A 19374-nucleotide genomic window follows, 5' to 3' on the forward strand; every position below is an offset into this window, starting at 1 on the left:
CCTTATTCATCGCGGCGTCTCCGTGACGCTCGCGAGGCGCTTCAGGGCTGCAGCGACGCCGGCCCCGTATGCGGGATCGGCCTTGGTGCAGTTGGCGACGTGGCGCCGCTGGATGTCGACGGCGGCGCGGCCCACGGCGCGCGCGGTGTTGTCAAACAGCGCCTGCCGCTGACCAGACGTCATCTTGCGGAACAGATCGCCCGGCTGCTGATAGTGGTCGTCGGGCTGATCCCAGTGGGCGGCGGCGCCGTCGATCTCGAGCGGCGGTTCGTTGAGATCGCGCTGGTCAGCCCATTCACGCCGGCTGTTCGGGAAGTAGGGCGGCATGCGCCCGAGATTGCCGTCCGTGCGCATCGCGCCGTCGCGGTGATAGCTGTGGAACGGGCATTTCGGCGCGTTGACCGGAATGTGGTTGAAGTTCACCCCGAGCCGGTAACGCTGGGTGTCGCCATACGAGAACAGCCGCGCCTGCAACATCTTGTCGGGCGAGAAGCCGATCCCCGGCACGATGTTCGCTGGCGAGAACGCGGCCTGCTCGACCTCGGCGAAGACGTTCTCCGGATTGCGGTTGAGCTCGATATGGCCGACCTCGATCAGCGGGAAGGCCGCCTTCGGCCAGACCTTGGTCAGGTCGAACGGATTGAACGGGAACGTTTTGGCCTGCGCATCGGTCATGACCTGGATGAAAAACGTCCAGCGCGGCAACTGTCCGCGCTCGATGCTGTCGAAGAGATCACGCTGGTGTGTCTCACGGTCCTTGCCGACCAGGGATTCCGCTTCGGCATCGGTCAGGTTCTCGATGCCCTGCTGGGTGCGGAAGTGGAATTTCACCCAGGTCCGCTCGTTCGCGGCGTTGATGAAGCTGTAGGTGTGGCTGCCGAAGCCATGCATGTGGCGGTAGCTCCTCGGAATGCCGCGCTCGCTCATCACGATCGTGACCTGGTGCAGTGCCTCGGGCAGCAGCGTCCAGAAGTCCCAGTTGTTGTCGGCGCTACGCATGCCGGTACGCGGATCGCGCTTGACCGCGTGGCCGAGGTCGGGGAAGCGCAAAGGATCACGGGAGAAGAAGACGGGCGTGTTGTTGCCCACCATGTCCCAGTTGCCTTCTTCCGTGTAGAACTTCAGCGCGAAGCCGCGGATGTCGCGCTCGGCATCCGCCGCGCCGCGTTCCCCGGCAACGGTCGAGAAGCGGGTGAACAGGGGAGTCTGCTTGCCGATCCGCGAGAAGATCCTGGCCTTGGTGTAGCGGGTAATGTCGTGGGTGACGGTGAAGGTTCCGTAGGCGCCGGATCCCTTGGCGTGCATACGCCGCTCGGGGATGACCTCGCGGTCGAAATGGGCGAGCTTCTCGACCAGCCAGATGTCCTGCAGCAGCGCAGGACCGCGGCGGCCGGCGGTCTGGATGTTGAGATTGTCGCTGACCGGGGCTCCTGTCGCGTGGGTCAGAGAAGGTGGTTGGTCAGCCATCCGACAGTCCTCATTTCAGGTGTTGCCGCCGCGCTCGGTGTTCGGCGGCGCCATGCACGTGCCGACGTATCAGCCACGGCAGTGGGAACCGCTGCGACACGCAAAAGTAGCGGCAGTGAAATTCGCTCGTGCGGTGGTTACATGCGCTTCGACGCGATCGCCGGTAAGGCCGCGTGTGCGGGAAGCACCGTGCCGAAAATGAAACGCTCGATGGGACCGAACGGCCCGCTTGCCGGCAGATGGTTTCCGGCCGCCTGAACCTATTTCCCGAACGAGCGTCCGCCGATCCGTGCCAGAGACGTCGCGCCCTGCCTTGTCGCCGGGTCGTAAGCAGCTATCAGCATCGCGACGAAGGCTTTCACCTTCGGGCTGGTCAGATGCCGCGATGTGTGCAGCGCCCAGGCGTCGATCCGCCGCTCCGGCACCGTTCCCCAGTTGATGAGCGCACCCGTCTTGAAGTCCGGCTCGGCCAGCCAGCGTGGCAGTACGGCAGCGCCGGCGCCGGCCATGACGGCGTTGTAGACAAGAAGCATGGACGAGCAGCGCAGGACCACCCGGGGCCGGACGGTCCCGCGCCAGCCACCCGCATCGATCGTCCATTCCGCAGCGTCGTGCGCCGCGGCGATGGTGACGGCCGGCACGACGGCGCCGTCCGTGTCGGGGATGGACAGCCGCGGTGGCGCGGCGAACACCAGGTCATCCCGCAGGAAGCACTGGCCAACGAGATCGGTGGTGGGCTCCGGATTCGCCCGTACGACGATATCGAATTTCTCGGCAATCGGATCCACGAACCGATCGTCGACCGAAACGTCGACGGTGACGTCGGGATAGGCGGCAATGAAATCCGTGACGATCTTGCCGAGCGCGGTATGGGCAAATAGTCCCGGTACGCTGATCCTGAGCCTGCCGCGCGGGCGCCCGGCGTGACCGGCCACTTCCTCGCCCACTTCCGCAAGTTCGTCGATCAGACGTGCGGTGCGGCTGCGCAGCAGCTCTCCTTCCTCGGTGAGACGTAGCGCCCGCGTCCCCCGTTCGATCAGGCGCACACCCAGTTCCTCTTCCAGTTCCCTCAGACGGCGCGACAGCGTCGTCTTGGGAATGCCGCGTGCCCGGCTGGCGGCACTGAATCCGCCGTGCTGCGCCACCGTGTTGAAGTCCGACAATTTAGATATGTCCATGATCTTCCGTTCCGGAAATGACACGACTCGTGCCGTTCGATCCGCTGATGCCCTGGTTGAGCCGAAGCTATCTTCGCCGCACGCTGGGCGGCAATAGGCGGCGAAACGGCTGGTTTGACCGGATGTCCAACGAGTCGGCGGCCAGGGGGCGTGCCGAAATCGGCCCACTGGTGACCCCCGCCTGTCGTGGATCCGGGTGAAGCGCGATGGCGCGGAACCCGGGAAACTCGAGCACCGGACGAAACAGGATGACCAGCCTTTGAAGCCCGATCACCATGAAGGACATAGCAGTGCCGCATCATCTGGCGATGGCGCCGATGACGGGCTGTGGAGCAAGGGTTTGTCGAATGATCGATCTTGCTAGTGTTCGTGCCGACACGCCCGGCATCGAACATCGCATCCACCTCAACAATGCGGGCGCCGCGCTGATGCCGAAGCCCGTCCTGGATGCCATGACGACATACCTGAAGCGCGAAGCTGCCATAGGCGGCTATGAAGCGGCCGACGAAGCGCAGCAAACATTGGACGCAGTCTACTCAAGTGTCGCTCGTCTCGTCGGTGCCGACACAAGCGAGATCGCACTGATGGAGAATGCCACCATCGCCTGGCAAATGGCATTCTATTCACTTTCGTTCCGGCCGGGCGATCGCATCCTGACCGCGCGCGCCGAGTATGCGGCCAACTACGTTGCCTTCCTGCAGGTAGCTAGAACGCATGGCGTCAGGATCGATGTCGTGCCGAATGATGAAAATGGCGTGCTTGATCCCGAGGCGCTGGAGACAATGATCGATGATCGCGTGCGGCTGGTCGCGATCACCTGGATCCCGACCAACGGTGGGTTGGTCAATCCGGCAGCGGCGGTCGGGAGGATCACCCGCAAGCATGGAATTCCCTACCTGCTCGACGCTTGTCAGGCCGTAGGACAACTACCGATCGATGTCGCTCAGGTGGGTTGCGACATGCTCTCGGCCACAGGCCGCAAGTTCCTGCGCGGGCCGCGGGGGACCGGTTTTCTCTACGTACGGCAAGCGCTGCTGGCGCAGCTGCATCCGCCCATGATCGATCACTTTGCCGCACCCTGGGTCGCGCCGGATCGTTATGATTTGCGCCCCGACGCCAGGCGCTTCGAGAGCTGGGAGAACAACTACGCCGCGCGCCTGGGGCTTGGCGTTGCCGTCGATTACGCCCAGGCGTTGGGATTGGACGAGATCGAGGCCCGCTGTCGGGAACTCGGCGATACCTTGCGTGCCGAGTTGCGCCGCGTGCCGGGCATCGCGGTGCACGACCTTGGGCTTCATCCGTCCGCGATCGTATCTTTTACGATCGATGGCCAACCGGCGGATTCGGTGAAGGCGGCCCTGGCGGAGGCCAGAATCAACGTCACCACGTCCAAAGCATCAAGCACGCTTCTGGACGCAGCGGCGCGCGCCTTGCCGACGGTACTGCGTGCCTCGCCTCACTATTACAACACGGAGGACGACCTCCTGGCGTTGGTGGCGCATTGTCGTCGAATAGCAAGCTGAGTTGGCTCCACCTGCTTCGTGCGTGGTGGAACAATGTTTATTTTTATTCCGCTTGTTGCGCGGTTGGCTGGCACCAATATTCCCTCATCAACCAGCATCCTGGGGTGACCCGAGGTTGCCATCGGGGGCGATGTTCCGGGCGTGGTGCGTAAGTCCTGTCGCTGCACCGCAACACGGCTGGGCGGTAGTGAATTGTTGTGATTGTTGTGATTGTTGTCACGCGATTCGGCGCGCGCGTTTTGTCCCCGGGGACGCTGCGGTTCCCCACGAAAAAGTGTAGGGCGTGAGTTCTTGTCATTGTTGTCATTGTTGTCACGCGTTTTGAGAGGGCGTTTTATTTCCGGATATGCGGTTCGCCGGGATCGCCGCAGGTATGCGCTTTCCCGCACGTGCGTCGTGCACGGCCTGGCCGTCTGGCCCCGTTCTTGCTGTCCTGTTCTTGCTCCGGCCGTGCAAGGCGGCGTAGGCTGCGGCGCCCGCGCGGGGAGTGCGCGAATGCGTTGAGGAGTCCCATGCAACAGGTCCTGTTCCGCAATCTGTCGCTGCTCGATCCGCGCTGGGACGAACCGCGCGAGGGCTACGAGGTGCTGATCGAAGGGGAGACCATCAAGGAGGTCTCGCCCAAGGCGATCCGGGCCGACAACGCGCGCGTGGTCGACTGCGGCAAGCGCGTCCTGATGCCAGGTCTGATCGACTGCCACGTGCACGTGTTCCTGAGCGAAGTGAGCATCCGCAACCTCGAGTCCGTGCCGCTCACCCTGATGACGGCACGCGCCAGCGAGCTGATGCGCGGCATGATCGACCGCGGCTTCACCACGGTGCGCGACACCGGCGGTGCGGACTGGGGCGTCAAGGTCGCGGTCGAGACCGGCCTGATCACGGGCCCGCGGCTCTTCATTTCCGGCCGCGCCATCGGACCTACCGGCGGCCACAGCGACGGGCGGCGGCGCACCGACAACGGCGCCAGCTGCAACTGCTGCAACGCCATGGTCTATTGCATGGAGGTGGTCGACGGCGCCGATGCCGTGCGCAAGGCGGTGCGCGAGCAGATGCGCCAGGGCGCCGACCAGATCAAGATCATGTGCTCCGGCGGCGTCGCCTCACCCTATGATCCGCTCGACAGCCTGCAGTTCTCCCCGGCCGAGATCGCCGCTGCTACCGACGAAGCCGATGCGTTCGGCCGCTACGTGCTGGCGCACGCCTATACGCCCGAGGCGATCACGCGCGCGGTCGAGAACGGCGTGCGCACCATCGAGCACGGCAACCTGATCGACGCTGCGTCAGCCAAGCTGCTGGGCGCCAAGGGCGGTTTCATGATCGCCAACCTGGTCACTTATTACACGATGAAGGAGCGCGCGGCGCAGTTCGGCATGACACCCGAAATGTTGGCCAAGAATGACCTGGTGCTGGAAGGCGGCCTGAAGTCGCTGGAAATCTGCAAGCAGGCCGGCGTCGAGGTCGGCTATGGCTCGGACCTGCTGGGCCAGCTGCAGGTCGAGCAGAGCCGCGAGTTCATCTATCGCGCCGAGGTGCTGAAGCCGATCGAGATCGTGCGTCAGGCCACGACCATCGCCGCCCGGATCCTGCGCCAGGAGGGCAAGCTCGGCGTCATCGAGCCGGGCGCCGCGGCCGACGTCATTGTCGTCGACGGCAACCCGCTCAAGAAGCTGGAACTGTTCCTCGACCAGGGCGCCCACCTGCCGGTGATCATGAAAGCCGGCAAGTTCCACAAGAACGCGTTGAACTGATGAAAATGAGCGCCGTTCCTTCCCCCTCCCCCACAAGGGGGGAGGGGGTGTGATGACTGCAGCCGCCTCTCTCGACTCGCGGCGGCTGGGGCGCTGGGCGCTCAATGGCGCGGCGGGGCTGGCGCTGGCGCTCATCCTCCTGCCGTTGATCTTTGTCACCTGGTTGGCGTTCTTCCGGCAGGAGATTCCGTCTTTTCCGCCGGAGGGCTACTCGCTGCGCTGGTTCGCCGCCATCGCCAACGAGAAGAAGTTCGTCGATGGCTTTTCGCTCAGCTTGCGGCTGGGCGTCATCGCCACGTTGATCGGCCTGGCCCTGGGCGTGCCGGCGGCGCTGTGCGTGGCGCGCTTTCGCTTCCGGGGTCGCGAGGCGCTGAACAGCCTGCTGTTGCTGCCCCTGGTCGTACCCGGCGTGGTGCTGGGCACGTCGATGTATGTCTTTCACGTCGAGACCGAGAATGCACTCGACGTCGACGTGCTGGGCACGTTCTGGGCGCTGGCCGCCGGCCACGTCATCATCGTCATTCCCTGGGTGGTGCGCCTGGTGACGGCGAGCCTCGCGGGCTTCGATCGCACCATCGAGGAAGCGGCGCAGAATCTCGGCGCCAACCCGCTCACGACCTTCTTCCGCGTCACCCTGCCGATGATCCGGCCCGGCATCGTCGCCGCCGGCCTGTTCGGGTTCGTGACGTCGTTCGGCAATCTGGAGATGAGCCTGTTCCTGGTCGGTCCCGGGCGCACGACGTTGCCGATCGCGATCCTGCAGTACCTCGAGTGGCGCATCGATCCTACGATCGCCGCGGTGTCGGTCCTGCAGATCCTGCTGATCGGCGGCGCCATGCTGATCACCGATCGCTTCGTCAAGATCAGCAGGGTGGTGTGATGTCCCGCCTCGTTCTCGATCACGTTGCCAAGCGCTACGGCGATTTCCACGCCGTGCGCGACGTGACGCTCGATGTCGCCGATGGCGAGTTCGTTGTACTGCTGGGGCCCAGCGGCTGCGGCAAGACCACAACCTTGCGCATGATCGCCGGTTTTATCGCCCCCACGGCCGGCAGCATACAGCTGGGTACACGCGACGTGACGGCGCTGCCACCGTGGAAGCGCAACACCGGGCTGGTGTTCCAGAGCTACGCACTCTTTCCTCACCTCACGGTGGCGCAGAACGTCGCCTTCGGGCTCGAGATGCGCAAGCTGGGCAAGGCCGACGTTGCCAGCCGTGTCAGTGAGGCGCTGAAGCTGGTGCGCCTCGATCATCTGGGCGAGCGTCTGCCGCGCCAGCTCTCGGGTGGCCAGCAGCAGCGCGTGGCGCTGGCGCGGGCGCTCGCCGTGCGCCCTGACGTGCTGCTGTTGGATGAACCGCTCAGCAACCTCGATGCCAAGCTGCGCCAGGAGGTGCGGGTCGAGATCCGCGAACTGCAGCGCCAACTGGGGCTCACCACGGTGATGGTGACGCACGACCAGGAAGAGGCGCTCACCATGGCCGACCGGCTGGTGGTGATGAACGAGGGTTCCGTACGCCAGATCGGCAGCCAGCGCGATCTCTACGAGCGTCCGGCCGACCGCTTTGTCGCCGGCTTCGTGGGCCGCGGCACGTTCCTCACCGGCCGAGTCGAAGCGCCCGGCCGCTTCCGCACCGAGGGCGGCTTGGCGCTGCGTTGTGCTGGCGACGCCGTCGGCAGCGCGGTTCTGGCGCTGCGGCCGGAGCGGCTGGAAATCGGCGCGACGCCGCTTGCGGGACTCGACAACAGCCTGCCCGGCACGGTGGAGTTCGTCTCGTATCTGGGCGCCGCCAGCGATGTGCATGTGCGCCTGTCGCCGTCGGACCGTGTCATCGTTCAGCTTGCCAATCGCGGCGACGGTTTCGAACCCGAGGTCGGCGCCCCGGTGCATGTCGGTTGGCCGGCAGCGGCTGCGCGATTGTTCCCCACAACGGGCGAGGTTCAGGGTCCGTAGCACAGAGAAACAAAAGGGACAGGAGGCTCACATGACAGGTCGTTTCGTTCTTTCCCGCCGTGCTGCGTTACGCGGTGCGGCCGGCGTCGCGGGTGCCGCGGCGTTCGGCGCGCCGGCAGTGGCGCAGGCCAACAAGAAGGTCATCGTCGGCACCTGGGGAGGCGACTATTCGCGCCTGCTGGCCAAGAACATCGAGACGCCGATTCTCATTCCCAAGGGATGGGAGGTGGTCAAGGACGAGGCGCAGGATCCGCCGCGTCGCGCCAAGGTGCTGGCCGAAAAGTCGCTGCGCCGCGGCACCACCGATATCCAGGCGCTGTCGGCCAACAACATGTACGACATGAACGAGGCCGGCACCCTGGAGCCGATCGACTACGCCAAGATCCCCAATGCGGCGAACCTGCTGCCGGAGATGAAGTATGCGTGGGGGATCGGCCACATCTATTCGGGCAAGGTGATCCTCTACAATCCCAAGATGATCACCGCGCCGCCGACCAGCTTCGCCGAGGCACTCGATCCCAGGCACGGCAACAAGCTCGGCATCATCGACATTCAGTACCAGTACACGATGATGGCCGCGGCGCTGGCGTCGGGCGGCGCGATGAACAACTTCGAGCCTGGCAAGGCACGGCTGCTGGAGTGCCGCAAATCAGGCGCCCGCGTCTATCCGACCAACGAGGCGCTGGCGCAGGGCCTGAAGAACGAGGAGATCGGTCTCTGCATCATGTGGAAGGCGCGCGCCGTGCAATGGCAGAACGCCGGCATCCCGGTACAGACGGTGGCCGCCAAGGAAGGCGTGCCGCTGTTCGTCTCCGGCATGTGCATCCCCAAGAACGCGCCGAACAAAGACGGTGCCTATACATACCTCGATGCCATGCTAACGCCGTCGGCGCAGGAAGCTTTCGCCGTCGACATGGGCTACAACCCCACCGTCAAGAACGCCAAGGTGGCGCCCGACCTGCAGAAGCGCATCGGCTTCGACGAACAGGAGCAGGCGCGCCTGAAGGACCTCGACTACGGCTACCTGTCGAGCAACGACACCGCCTTCAAGGAATGGTGGGACAAGAGCTTCAAAGGCTGAGACTCTGTCATCCCGAGCAAGACGAGGGATCTAGGGCGATGTTTGGATCACATAGATCCCTCGCTGCGCTCGGGATGACAGCCTGAGTCATGGCCGTCGCCAGCACCGCCACCACCACAACCACCACCGCCAGCGCCCGCCTGATCGCGGCCGAGGAACGCGGTGGCGCGCGTCTCACCGCGGCGTCGCTGGTCGCGCCTGCCACCGTGCTGGTGGCGATCGGGCTGCTGATCCCGCTGGTGATCCTGTTCCGCTACAGCCTCAACGAGTTCGTCGCCCAGCGTAAGCTGATGGTCGAGGCGGTGACGATCGCCAACTACGTGAAGTTCTTCACCGACCCGTACTATGTCAACATCCTGGTGCGCACCCTGCGCGTCTCGGTGACGGTCACGGCGATCTGCCTCGTGCTGGGTTTTCCGCTGGCCTACGTGCTGGCGCGCACCCAGAGCCGGTTCAAGAACCTGCTGATCATGCTGGTGGTTCTGCCGCTGTTCGTCGGCAACGCCGTGCGCGCCGCCGGCTGGATGACCCTTTTCGGCAGCAAGGGCGCCATCAACGCCACCCTGATGGGCCTGGGCGTGATCAGTACGCCGATCGAGATCATGTATACCGAAACCGCGGTGATCATCGGCATCGCGGCGGTGAACCTGCCGTTCATGGTGCTGTCGCTGCAGAGCGTGATCGAAGGCATCAGCCGCGATGTCGAGGAGGCGGCGTTCAGTCTCGGCGCCAATCCGCTGGCCATGTTCCGCCGCGTGCTGTGGCCGCTGGCGCTGCCCGGGGTGCTGGCCGGCACCATCCTCACCTTCATCCTGGGCATGAACGCCTATGCCACGCCGGTGCTGCTGGGCGGTCCGAAGTTCCAGATGATGGGACCGCTGGTCTACGGCCAGTTCGCCGGCGTCAACAACTGGCCGTTCGGCGCCGCGATCTCGTTCATCCTGATGACCGCGACCCTGTTGCTGACCGTCGCTGCCAACCTGATCGTGCAGCGCCGATACAAGCGGTAAGAGCGCGTCATCCCGAGCGACAGCGAGGGATCTCGTCGTCACGAGGCCTCGGACCGTATTTCGGGGAGATCCCTCGCTGCGCTCGGGATGACGCTCCCTACTTCGGCGGCTTGTCGGTGAACTTGGGTGGCGCGTTGGTGCCCACGCAGGCGGGTACGCGGGCGGGATCGGGCTGATTGACGAACTGCGCCAGCAGCGTCTCGGCACAGTCGTCGTTGGCGGTGACGGCATGGCCCATGGCGCGGAACTCGACGTGCTGCGCGTTGGGCAGGGATTGCTTGGCCACCTCGGCCCAGGCCGATGGGGTCAACCAGTCGTAGGAGCCGCTCAGCAGCAGCGTGGGCACGGCACTGTGCACCGGTTGCCGCTCGGCCGGATCGGCCGCCGGCACGCGCCACACGGGGCACAAGGCCGGTCCGGTGTTGGAGCGCGCCACCAGGCCGTAGATGCCGGCCTGTGCGATGGCGCGCTCGCGGGCCGGCCCGTCGACGAAGGCCGTGGTCTCGCGGCACTCGATCGAATAGTACAGGCCGGCCATCTGCTCGATCGGCGTTTCGACGATGCCGCCCTCGGTCTGCTCGAGGTCCTGCGCGAAGAAGCGCAAGGCGGCGTAGTTGCCGCGCGCCGTGCGCGCGATGGTGGTCGGCAGCCGGCCGATATCATCGCCGCCCAGCCGCATCACGTGCAGCAGGATCAGCATCAGCTTGGTGCCGTCGATCGAGGCGGTGGCGCGGCCGTGGGCCAGCTTCAGCCGCAGCTTGATCGGTGTGCGGTCGAGCTTCGCGACCAGGGCTTCGAGGTCGGCGCGCAGGGTGGGATAGGTGCGGGCGCACCAGGTGTCGTCGGCGCAGGTGGTGAACAGGCGTTCGAACGCCCGGCGCACGGCATCGACCTCTTCCTGATCGCCGTTGATCTGCGGCGGATAGGCCGAGTCGAGGATCGCGGCGCGCACCAGGGTCGGATGCCGGCGCATCACCTCCAACGCCCAGCGCGTGCCGTAGCTGACGCCATAGAGATTGACCTTGGTCAGATCCAGCGCGCGGGCGAGGTCGGCGACGTCGTCGGCCAGAGCCGGTGTGCGGTATTGCGCCACGTCGATGCCGCGGCGCTCCAACTCGGCGCGGCACTTGATCATGGCCCGCCGCTCGTCCTCGACGGCGTCGAAATGGCCGCCGGTACGCGACAGTCGCGTCTTGGGGCTGGCAATGTCGTCGCACTGCAGCGCAGGCCGGGACAGCTGCGCGCCGCGCTGGCCGATGAAGATGAAGTTGCGGTTGCGGCGGATGGCCGCGGTCGAGTGCCACCAGTCGCCATCCTTCAGGGGATCGACTCCCGGTGATGAAGCGGCCAGCGGTGCCTCGCCCGGCCCACCGGCCAGGTAGATCACCGGGTCGGCCTCGCGGCGGTCTCCGGCCGATGATTTGAGGATGGCCACCGGCAGCTTCACGACGCGGCCGTCCGGGATGGCACGGTTCTCGGGCACGCTGAGCAGATGGCAGCTGGCGGTCGCACCGCGGGGCGTCTTGAACCAGCATTTGTGCGGCTCGAGCCGCGGCAGTACCGGCCGCTCCTGGGCGGTGGCCGCGGTACTGGCAAGAACAACCCAGCCCAGGCAGAGGCCGGTCGTGGCCATGCTCAGACGGAGAACAACCGAACGCATCACGGCGCTATCGGGCCATGGCACGGCCAAGTCAAGGCCTGTGTCGACAGGCCGATGCCAGGGACAATTGCGTCAAGAAAACTTGTACCCCTGTTAGTTCGATTTCATTGCATATACACGGGGTGTGCGCCAGATGATCGCGGACAGCCGAGTTGTTGCGAAGGGAGCGGGCATGCGACGCGATTGGTGGGTTCCCGTAGTCTGTGGCGCCATCATTCTGACGATCGGGATCGGCGCGCGCCAGAGCTTCGGCATCTTCCAGAAACCGATCGCGGCCGACCTGCAGGTAGGGCGCGAGCTGTGGTCGTTCGGCAATGCGCTCTCGATGCTGCTGATGGGCGTCCTGGCGCCTTTCGCGGGCGGCGTCGAGCGCCGTTTCGGCCCGGTGAAGACCGTCGCGGCCGGTGGCGTGCTCTATGTCGCGGGCATGGTCATGATCGGGCTGGCGACCGAAGGCGTGCTGCTGACCCTGGGCAATGCCATCACGGGCGTCGGCATGGCTGCGGCCGGCTTCGGCCCCATCCTGGCCGTGATCAACCGCGCCGCGCCGCCCGACAAGCGGTCGCTGGCACTGGGTATCACCACGGCCGGCGGCTCGTTCGGCCAGTTCGCCATCGTGCCATTCGCCAGCATCCTGCTGGATCGCTTCAATAACTGGCACACCACGATGCTGATCCTGACAGCGGTGTCGTTGGTCATGATCCCGCTGGCGTTGGGGCTGCGCGAGACGCGGCCGGCGCCCGCGGCTGCCGGTGGGCCGGCGCCGCAAGGTCTGCGCGACGCACTGAACGAGGCGTTCGCCACACGCGGCTTCTGGCTGCTGACCATCGGCTTCTTCGTCTGCGGCTTTCATGTCTCGTTCGTTGGCCTGCATCTGCCCGCCTACATCTCCGACAAGAGCGTCGGCATGACATTGCTGGGTCGTGAGATTTCTCCGATCGAGCTGGGCGGCTGGGCGATCGCGCTGGTCGGCCTGTTCAATGTCGCGGGTGCCATCCTGTGGGGTTGGCTGGGCGGCCGCCATCGCCGCAAGGACATGCTGGCGCTGCTTTACTTCCTGCGGGCGTTGTCATTCATCGCCTTCCTGGCGCTGCCGCTGTCAGCCGGCTCGGTGCTGCTGTTCGCGGCCACCCTGGGCTTCCTGTGGCTGGGCACCGTGCCGCTGACCAGCGGGCTGGTGGCGTTCATGTTCGGCCCGGTCCACATGTCGATGCTCTACGGCGTCGTGTTCTTCAGCCACCAGGTCGGCAGCTTCCTGGGCGGCTGGGGTGGCGGCCGGCTGTACGACCTGCAAGGCAACTACGACCTGATGTGGTGGATTTCGGTCGGACTGGGCCTGCTCGCGGCCGCGATCAACTGGCCGATCCGCGAGGTACCGGTAGCCCGGCTTGCGGCCCGGCCGGCATAGGCGGATAATCGGCGCCATGTCGCTGCAGACGACCTCAACCGACCGTCCCCCGGCGGTGCTCCTGATCTCGATCGGCGGCACCGTCGCGGTATTGACCGTGGCGGCCGCGTGGCTGTGGGTGACACGCGGCGCAGCGATCCTGCTCGATATCGGACAGATGTTCTGCCTCTGACCGTGAGTCAGAGGATGAACTTGCTGAGGTCGGCGTTCTTGGCCAGCGAGCTGACGCGGTCGCGTACGTAGGCGGCATCGATGGCGATCGTCTCGCCGCCGCGGTCGGAGGCGGTGAAGCTGACCTCTTCCAGCAGCTTCTCCATTACCGTGTGCAGGCGTCGGGCGCCGATGTTCTCGACCGAGCCGTTGATCTCGGCGGCGAGCCGCGCCAGCTCGTCGACGGCATCGTCGCGGAATTCCAGCGTCACCTTCTCCGTGCTCAGCAGCGCCTTGTACTGCTTCAGCAAGCTCGCCTCGGGCTCGACCAGGATGCGGCGGAAGTCTTCCTGCGTCAGCCCTTTCAAGGTTACGCGGATCGGCAGCCGGCCCTGCATTTCGGGCAGCAGGTCGGCCGGCTTGGCCAGATGGAAGGCGCCGGAGCAGATGAAGAGGATGTGGTCCGTCTTCACCGGGCCATGCTTGGTGTTGACTGTCGTGCCCTCGATCAGCGGCAGCAGGTCGCGCTGCACGCCCTCGCGGCTGACGTCGGCACCACCGCGGAACTCCTGGCCGCGGGCGCAGATCTTGTCGATCTCATCGATGAAGACGATGCCGTTCTGTTCGACCGCTTCGCGCGCCTCGCGGATCACGCGCTCCTGGTCCAGCAGCCGGTCGCTCTCCTCGCGCATCAGCAGGTCGTACGACTCGGCGACCGTCAGCTTGCGCTTCTTGGTACGGCCGCCGAACGCCTTGCCCAGCATGTCGCCGATGTTCATGACGCCGATCTGGCCGCCCGGCATGCCGGGAATCTCGAACGTGGCGGGACCGCCGGTATCGGCCAGTTCGATCTCGATCTCGCGGTCGGCCAGTTGACCGTCGCGCAGCTTCTGGCGGAAGCGCAGGCGCGTGTCGGCCGTGGCGGTCGGGCCGCACAGCGCATCCAGCACGCGATCCTCGGCGGCAAGTTCGGCCTTGGCCTGCACGTCCTTGCGCATGCGCTCGCGCGCCAGCTCGATGCCGACTTCCATCAGGTCGCGCACGATCTGCTCGACGTCACGCCCGACATACCCGACTTCGGTGAATTTCGTGGCCTCGACCTTGAGGAACGGCGCGTTGGCAAGCTTGGCCAGGCGACGCGCGATCTCGGTCTTGCCGCAGCCGGTCGGGCCGATCATCAGGATGTTCTTGGGCAGCACTTCCTCGCGCAGCGCGGCGGGCAGCTGTTGGCGGCGCCAGCGGTTGCGCAGCGCCACGGCGACAGCTTTCTTGGCGTCGTTCTGGCCAACGATATGGCGATCGAGCTCGGAGACGATCTCGCGGGGAGAAAATTCGGTCACAGCTTTTCCACGACTAGGTTCGTGTTCGTATAGACGCAGATGTCGGCGGCGATCTTCATGGCCTTGCGGGCGATGGCCTCGGCGTCCAGGCCGTCGATATCGACCAGGGCCCGGGCCGCGGCCAGGGCGTAGTTGCCGCCCGAGCCGATGCCGATCAGTCCGTCTTCGGGCTCGAGCACGTCACCGGTGCCGGTCAACACCAGCGACGCCGACTTGTCGGCCACCGCCATCATCGCTTCCAGTCGCCGCAGATAACGGTCGGTGCGCCAGTCCTTGGCCAGTTCGACGCAGGCGCGGGTCAGCTGGCCGGGATACTGCTCCAGCTTGGCCTCCAGGCGCTCGAACAGGGTGAAGGCATCGGCCGTGGCGCCGGCGAAACCGCCCACGATCGAACCGTCGCCACCCAGCCGCCGCACCTTGCGGGCGTTGGCCTTGATCACGGTCTGGCCGAGGCTGACCTGGCCGTCACCGGCCATCACGACCTGGCCGTTCTTGCGCACGCTGAGGATGGTGGTGCCGTGCCACACCGGCATTTGCGAGTCCGACATGGGCCCTTAGATAGGGCCCGAACGGACCGATTGAAAGTCCCTTGAGGCAACCGAGATATGCGGCCTGGGCCCCTATTTCAGCCCTTGGCCAGCTGCTTGAAGAACGCCGTGCTGGCCGCGTCGACGGGGAAGAAAGTCTCGATCCGCATCTCCTGCAGCGTCACGTCCTGCGGCGTGCCCAGGGTCGAGATCGTGGTCATGACGCGGATGTCCTTGCCGTCCTTGTGGAAGTGCAGGGGCAGGATCGGCGACACGGTGTCGTCCGGCCGCGCGTCGCGCCACGAGGTCGGCATGTCAGGGTAACCGGATAGCTCATCGAGGAATGCCTTGGCGTCAGCGTCAAGGCCATTCAGCGCCAGTTCGGCGGCGGTGCGGGTGATCAGATAATGGGCAACCTCCGGCCAGTTGGCGATGTAGGGCCGCAGGCCCTGCGGCGCCAGGGTCGCCCGCAGCAGGTTGATCGGACCGTCGATGGCGGCAGCGGCAGGCCCCATCAGGAAGCCGATCAGGCGGCTGGTCGCCGTATTGGCCAGCAGGATGTTGAACAGCCGGTCGATGACGATGGCGGGATAGGGTTCCTGGTGGTTCAGGATGTGGTCGATCGCCTGGCGCACATCGGCCATTTCGGGAGCCTCCAGGTTGCTCTGCCGGTAGACGGGGGCGAAACCGGCCGCCAGCAGCAGCTGGTTCTGATGGCGCAGCGGCACATCCAGCGAGACCGCGAGGTGAACCACCATTTCACGGCTCGGTCGCGCCCGGCCCGATTCCAGAAAGCTGACATGGCGCTGGGAGACGCCGCTGCGCAGGGAAAGCTCCAGCTGGCTGGCACCCCGCCGGCGGCGCCAGTCACGCAGCAGCAGGCCGAAGGGAGCGCGCTCGGCGCCGGACGAGATATCGGAGGCGATGCTCATAGTGACCATCCCGGAACAGGAACAACACGCCCTCCATAGCACTCCCGCGCCGGGCTCTCGATTATCCTGCAGGTAATTGCAGGCATGGCAGCCGATCCACCATATCGGCGGCTGACGGTCGGCGGGAAAGGCAGGGGCCTGCGCCGGGAGCCGTCAGCTGGAGGAAGACATGAGCGTGGAACTGTCCTTGCTGGTGTGGTCGGTGGTGTTGATGTTCGCGCAGATGCTGGTCGCGGCGATGGGCGCCAACCTGCAGGTCGGGCTGTCGGCACTGGCCGGCAATCGCGAAGACCTGCCACCCTTCTCCGGATGGGCGGGCCGGGCGCGCCGCGCGCACCTCAACATGCTGGAAAATCTGGTCCTGTTCGCGGCGCTGGTGCTGGTGGCGCACGCCGCCGGCAAGAGCAACGCCATGACCGTGCTGGGCGCCCAGCTCTTCTTCTGGGGCCGGCTGGCCTATGCGCTGGTCTATGTCGCCGGCGTTCCATGGCTGCGCACCGGTGTGTGGGCGGTGTCGATCGTCGGCCTGGTCCTGATGGCCTTGCAGCTGATTGCGTAGAAGACAGGCAGATCACGGCCGAGTGCCGCCACGCGGCATTCGGCCTCGGGGTGGTTCCCCCTGATCCCATCTGTTACAAGGGCGCCCACGAAAGGAGCCCTTCCCGATGGCCGCAGGCGCCGCGGCGCGCACCGCTTCGGTGTCGCGCAAGACCAAGGAAACCGAGATCGAGGCATCGATCAACCTCGACGGCACCGGCACCTACGACGTGTCGACCGGCATCGGTTTCCTCGACCACATGCTGGAGCAGCTGTCGAAGCATTCGCTGATCGACATCCGGCTGCGGGCCAAGGGCGACCTGCATATCGACTTCCACCACACCACCGAGGATACGGGCTTGGCGCTGGGTGAGTGCCTGACCAAGGCCCTGGGCGACCGCAAGGGCATCCGCCGCTACGGCAGTGCGCTGATCCCGATGGACGAGACGCTGACCCATGTGGCGCTGGATGCGTCCAACCGGCCCTATCTGGTCTGGAAGGTGAACTTCTCCCGGCCCAAGCTCGGCGACATGGATACCGAGCTGTTCAAGGAATGGTTCCAGGCGTTCGCCCAGACCGGTGGCCTGACCCTGCATGTGTGGAACCAGTACGGCGAGAATAACCACCATATCGTCGAGAGCAGCTTCAAGGGCCTGGCGCGCGCCCTGCGACACGCCGTCGAGATCGATCCGCGCGCCATGGCCGCGGTTCCCTCGACCAAGGGCGTGCTGTAGCGCCGTCTTCGTCGATTACACCCCGTTCTCGCTGTCTTCCGACTCCCGGTAGTTACCATGTCCACCGTCGCTATCGTTGACTACGGTTCCGGCAACCTGCGCTCGGCCGCCAAGGCGTTCGAGCGCGCAGCGCGCGAGGCCGAGACCGGTCATACCGTGCTGGTCACCAGCGATCCGAAAGCGGTCGCCGCGGCGGCGCGCATCGTGCTGCCTGGCGTCGGTGCCTTCGCCGATTGCCGGGCTGGCCTGTACGGCGTGCCCGGCATGGTCGAAACCTTGCAGCGCGAGGTGATCGACGGCGGCAAGCCGTTCATCGGCATTTGTGTCGGCATGCAGCTCATGGCCACACGCGGCGTCGAGTATGGCGTGCATGCGGGCCTGGACTGGATCGCCGGCGATGTCGTGCGCCTGGAGCCCGCCGATCCGGCGCTGAAGATTCCCCACATGGGCTGGAACGAACTGCGCGACATCGCGGCCCATCCGGTGCTGGCCGGGATTGCCGCTGCCGACCATGCCTACTTCGTGCATTCCTACCATCTGCGCGTGGCGCAGCCGGTCCAGCGGCTGGCGGTCGCCGACTATGGCGAGCCGATCACCGCCGTCGTGGGCCGCGACAACATGGTGGGCACGCAGTTCCACCCGGAAAAGAGCCAGGCCACCGGCTTGCGCCTGATCGCCAACTTCCTGCGCTGGAAGCCCTGAACGCGGCCTAGGCGTTGGCGCGGATGAAGTCGCGAACCTGCGGCATGATCTGCTCGCGCCAACGCCGGCCGTTGAAGATGCCGTAGTGGCCGACGCCCTTCTGCTCGAGATGGACGTGCCTGTCGGTCGGAATGTTGGGCGTCAGGCGATGTGCGGCCTTGGTCTGGCCCAGGCCTGAAATGTCGTCCAGCTCGCCTTCGACGGTCATCAGGCCGGCCTTGGAGATCGCCGACGGTTCGATCTTGCGATCGCGTGAGACCCAGACGCCGCGCGGCAACTGGTGCTCCTTGAACACGACCTGGATCGTCTGCAGGTAGAACTCGGCGGTCAGGTCCATCACCGCCAGGTACTCGTCGTAGAAGCGGCGGTGGCTCTCGGCGGAATCGCCGTCGCCTTTCACCAGGTGCTCGAACTGGCGCATGTGCGCGTTGATGTGCCGGTCCAGGTTCATCGTGATGAAGCTGGTGAGCTGCAGGAAGCCCGGATAGACGCGCCGCATGAAGCCGGAATAGCCCCAGGGCACCGAGGCGATCACGGACTGGCGGAACCACATCATCGAATTGCGCATGGCCAGATCGTTGGGCACGGTCGGACTGATGCGGGTGTCGATCGGGCCGCCCATCAAGGTGATGCTGCGCGGCTGCATCGGATCGTCGGCCGCCGCCATCAACGACGCAGCGCCCATCACCGGCACCGATGGCTGGCACACCGCCATCACATGCGCGCCGGGTCCGATGTAGCGCAGGAACGTCGCGACATAGTCGATGTAGTCGTCAAGGTCGAAGTTGCCGGCGCTGAGCGGCACGTCGCGCGCGTCGATCCAGTCGGTAATGTAGACCTCGTGCTCCGGCAGCAACGCTTCCACCGTGCCGCGCAGCAACGTCGCGAAGTGACCCGACATCGGCGCCACAAGCAGGACTTTCGGGTCGTTGCGGGGCACCAGGCCGCGCAGATCGCGGGCAAAGCGCGTGAGCTGGCAGAACGGTTGGCGCAGGACGATCTCTTCGTTGACGGCAACCTCGCGGCCGTCGACCACCGTGGTGGTGAGTCCGAACGCCGGTTTCGAATAGTCGCGGGTCAGTCGCGAAACGATCTCGGCACTCGCCGCCATCGATTTGCCGAACCACGTTTCCGACAGCGGGTTTGTGGGGCTGCCGTAGAACTCCTCGAGCATGTCGGCGGCCCAACGGACCGGCTGCGCGAGTTGGCGATTGGCAACGTACAATGAATAGAGCATGAGTGTCCGCGTTCCGCGCCTAACGCGAAGAAACCCCACCATCAGCGGGGTCCTTCAAAGAAATCAAGCGCTCATTTTTCAGCGTGAAGCTTACCTGAGCCGTAGCGGATGTCACGGGGAAATTTGGCGGTGCACAATGGCAAAATATGAGCAGATTCAAGGAATTGAATGGGCAATGCGCCTGCCG

The 19374-nt window shown here is 65.6% G+C and carries 18 protein-coding genes; 11 read left to right on the forward strand and 7 right to left on the reverse strand.

Annotation, left to right across the window (positions count from 1 at the left end; all coding sequences use genetic code 11):
* Window positions 1-6 precede the first annotated feature (6 nt).
* Window positions 7-1467 carry a catalase gene (locus FQU96_RS03715; protein WP_146539474.1) on the reverse strand — a complete coding sequence of 487 codons (1461 nt, stop codon included), beginning with the start codon at window positions 1465-1467 and terminating at the stop codon, window positions 7-9.
* 260 nt (window positions 1468-1727) lie between these two features.
* Entirely contained in the window at window positions 1728-2645 is a 918-nt protein-coding gene (locus FQU96_RS03720; protein WP_146539475.1) for a LysR family transcriptional regulator, read from the reverse strand.
* A 347-nt stretch (window positions 2646-2992) separates the two neighbouring features.
* Between FQU96_RS03720 and FQU96_RS03725 the strand changes: the two genes are divergently transcribed.
* From FQU96_RS03725 to FQU96_RS03750, 6 genes are all read left to right on the forward strand, one after another.
* Window positions 2993-4168 carry an aminotransferase class V-fold PLP-dependent enzyme gene (locus FQU96_RS03725; RefSeq protein ID WP_146539957.1) on the forward strand — a complete coding sequence of 392 codons (1176 nt, stop codon included), beginning with the start codon at window positions 2993-2995 and terminating at the stop codon, window positions 4166-4168.
* Between the two features lie 512 nt (window positions 4169-4680).
* On the forward strand, window positions 4681-5916 hold the full coding sequence (locus FQU96_RS03730; protein ID WP_146539476.1) for an amidohydrolase family protein: 1236 nt from the start codon (window positions 4681-4683) through the stop codon (window positions 5914-5916).
* Between the two features lie 52 nt (window positions 5917-5968).
* Entirely contained in the window at window positions 5969-6796 is an 828-nt protein-coding gene (locus FQU96_RS03735) for an ABC transporter permease (protein WP_146539477.1), read from the forward strand.
* On the forward strand, window positions 6796-7869 hold the full coding sequence (locus FQU96_RS03740) for an ABC transporter ATP-binding protein (RefSeq protein WP_146539478.1): 1074 nt from the start codon (window positions 6796-6798) through the stop codon (window positions 7867-7869). The genes FQU96_RS03735 and FQU96_RS03740 overlap by 1 nt, the downstream gene beginning before the upstream one ends.
* A 31-nt stretch (window positions 7870-7900) precedes the next feature.
* Complete coding sequence (locus FQU96_RS03745; RefSeq protein ID WP_178130297.1) at window positions 7901-8950, forward strand: PotD/PotF family extracellular solute-binding protein; 1050 nt, start codon at window positions 7901-7903, stop codon at window positions 8948-8950.
* A gap of 89 nt (window positions 8951-9039) precedes the next feature.
* Window positions 9040-9960, forward strand: a complete 921-nt coding sequence (locus FQU96_RS03750; protein WP_146539480.1) for an ABC transporter permease — start codon at window positions 9040-9042, stop codon at window positions 9958-9960.
* A 97-nt stretch (window positions 9961-10057) separates the two neighbouring features.
* Here FQU96_RS03750 and FQU96_RS03755 read toward each other — a convergent pair whose 3' ends face one another.
* Window positions 10058-11620, reverse strand: a complete 1563-nt coding sequence (locus tag FQU96_RS03755) for an alpha/beta hydrolase (protein ID WP_255467875.1) — start codon at window positions 11618-11620, stop codon at window positions 10058-10060.
* 172 nt (window positions 11621-11792) lie between these two features.
* Here FQU96_RS03755 and FQU96_RS03760 point away from each other — a divergent pair, with 172 nt between their 5' ends.
* Both FQU96_RS03760 and FQU96_RS42090 read left to right on the forward strand, forming a co-directional pair.
* Window positions 11793-13028 carry an MFS transporter gene (locus FQU96_RS03760; RefSeq protein WP_178130298.1) on the forward strand — a complete coding sequence of 412 codons (1236 nt, stop codon included), beginning with the start codon at window positions 11793-11795 and terminating at the stop codon, window positions 13026-13028.
* 16 nt (window positions 13029-13044) lie between these two features.
* Window positions 13045-13200: a hypothetical protein gene (locus tag FQU96_RS42090; RefSeq protein WP_178130299.1), complete on the forward strand. Its 156-nt coding sequence runs from the start codon at window positions 13045-13047 to the stop codon at window positions 13198-13200.
* 7 nt (window positions 13201-13207) lie between these two features.
* On the opposite strand, the gene hslU is transcribed toward FQU96_RS42090, so the two are convergent.
* From hslU to FQU96_RS03775, 3 genes are all read right to left on the reverse strand, one after another.
* Window positions 13208-14518, reverse strand: coding sequence for an ATP-dependent protease ATPase subunit HslU (gene hslU / locus FQU96_RS03765; RefSeq protein WP_146539483.1), 1311 nt, complete (start codon window positions 14516-14518; stop codon window positions 13208-13210).
* The gene (hslV, locus tag FQU96_RS03770; RefSeq protein WP_146539484.1) at window positions 14515-15066 is read right to left on the reverse strand and encodes an ATP-dependent protease subunit HslV; all 552 of its coding nucleotides are present in this window, start codon (window positions 15064-15066) and stop codon (window positions 14515-14517) included. The genes hslU and hslV overlap by 4 nt, the downstream gene beginning before the upstream one ends.
* Window positions 15067-15143: 77 nt before the next feature.
* Window positions 15144-15977, reverse strand: a complete 834-nt coding sequence (locus FQU96_RS03775) for a helix-turn-helix domain-containing protein (RefSeq protein ID WP_146539485.1) — start codon at window positions 15975-15977, stop codon at window positions 15144-15146.
* A gap of 169 nt (window positions 15978-16146) precedes the next feature.
* Between FQU96_RS03775 and FQU96_RS03780 the strand changes: the two genes are divergently transcribed.
* The 3 genes from FQU96_RS03780 to hisH all read left to right on the forward strand — a co-directional run bounded on the left by FQU96_RS03780 (window position 16147) and on the right by hisH (window position 17950).
* Window positions 16147-16536: an MAPEG family protein gene (locus FQU96_RS03780; RefSeq protein ID WP_146539486.1), complete on the forward strand. Its 390-nt coding sequence runs from the start codon at window positions 16147-16149 to the stop codon at window positions 16534-16536.
* Between the two features lie 106 nt (window positions 16537-16642).
* The gene (gene hisB, locus FQU96_RS03785) at window positions 16643-17248 is read left to right on the forward strand and encodes an imidazoleglycerol-phosphate dehydratase HisB (RefSeq protein ID WP_146539487.1); all 606 of its coding nucleotides are present in this window, start codon (window positions 16643-16645) and stop codon (window positions 17246-17248) included.
* Between the two features lie 57 nt (window positions 17249-17305).
* Entirely contained in the window at window positions 17306-17950 is a 645-nt protein-coding gene (gene hisH, locus FQU96_RS03790; protein ID WP_146539488.1) for an imidazole glycerol phosphate synthase subunit HisH, read from the forward strand.
* 7 nt (window positions 17951-17957) lie between these two features.
* Here hisH and FQU96_RS03795 read toward each other — a convergent pair whose 3' ends face one another.
* Entirely contained in the window at window positions 17958-19187 is a 1230-nt protein-coding gene (locus tag FQU96_RS03795) for a polyhydroxyalkanoate depolymerase (protein ID WP_146539489.1), read from the reverse strand.
* Window positions 19188-19374: the final 187 nt, after the last annotated feature.

Origin of the sequence: Reyranella sp. CPCC 100927, from assembly GCF_007859315.1 — a bacterium.
Taxonomy (GTDB): Bacteria; Pseudomonadota; Alphaproteobacteria; order Reyranellales; family Reyranellaceae; genus Vineibacter.

Excerpts from the sequence above, each read along its gene's own strand:
- FQU96_RS03735 (WP_146539477.1), top strand. The coding sequence starts at position 5,969 with ATGACTGCAGCCGCCTCTCTCGACTCGCGGCGGCTGGGGCGCTGGGCG.
- FQU96_RS03780 (WP_146539486.1), top strand. The coding sequence starts at position 16,147 with ATGAGCGTGGAACTGTCCTTGCTGGTGTGGTCGGTGGTGTTGATGTTC.
- FQU96_RS03795 (WP_146539489.1), bottom strand. The coding sequence starts at position 19,187 with ATGCTCTATTCATTGTACGTTGCCAATCGCCAACTCGCGCAGCCGGTC.
- FQU96_RS03725 (WP_146539957.1), top strand. The coding sequence starts at position 2,993 with ATGATCGATCTTGCTAGTGTTCGTGCCGACACGCCCGGCATCGAACAT.
- FQU96_RS42090 (WP_178130299.1), top strand. The coding sequence starts at position 13,045 with ATGTCGCTGCAGACGACCTCAACCGACCGTCCCCCGGCGGTGCTCCTG.
- FQU96_RS03760 (WP_178130298.1), top strand. The coding sequence starts at position 11,793 with ATGCGACGCGATTGGTGGGTTCCCGTAGTCTGTGGCGCCATCATTCTG.
- FQU96_RS03720 (WP_146539475.1), bottom strand. The coding sequence starts at position 2,645 with ATGGACATATCTAAATTGTCGGACTTCAACACGGTGGCGCAGCACGGC.
- FQU96_RS03745 (WP_178130297.1), top strand. The coding sequence starts at position 7,901 with ATGACAGGTCGTTTCGTTCTTTCCCGCCGTGCTGCGTTACGCGGTGCG.
- FQU96_RS03715 (WP_146539474.1), bottom strand. The coding sequence starts at position 1,467 with ATGGCTGACCAACCACCTTCTCTGACCCACGCGACAGGAGCCCCGGTC.
- hisB (WP_146539487.1), top strand. The coding sequence starts at position 16,643 with ATGGCCGCAGGCGCCGCGGCGCGCACCGCTTCGGTGTCGCGCAAGACC.
- hisH (WP_146539488.1), top strand. The coding sequence starts at position 17,306 with ATGTCCACCGTCGCTATCGTTGACTACGGTTCCGGCAACCTGCGCTCG.
- FQU96_RS03750 (WP_146539480.1), top strand. The coding sequence starts at position 9,040 with ATGGCCGTCGCCAGCACCGCCACCACCACAACCACCACCGCCAGCGCC.
- FQU96_RS03775 (WP_146539485.1), bottom strand. The coding sequence starts at position 15,977 with ATGAGCATCGCCTCCGATATCTCGTCCGGCGCCGAGCGCGCTCCCTTC.
- hslV (WP_146539484.1), bottom strand. The coding sequence starts at position 15,066 with ATGTCGGACTCGCAAATGCCGGTGTGGCACGGCACCACCATCCTCAGC.
- FQU96_RS03755 (WP_255467875.1), bottom strand. The coding sequence starts at position 11,620 with ATGCGTTCGGTTGTTCTCCGTCTGAGCATGGCCACGACCGGCCTCTGC.
- FQU96_RS03740 (WP_146539478.1), top strand. The coding sequence starts at position 6,796 with ATGTCCCGCCTCGTTCTCGATCACGTTGCCAAGCGCTACGGCGATTTC.
- FQU96_RS03730 (WP_146539476.1), top strand. The coding sequence starts at position 4,681 with ATGCAACAGGTCCTGTTCCGCAATCTGTCGCTGCTCGATCCGCGCTGG.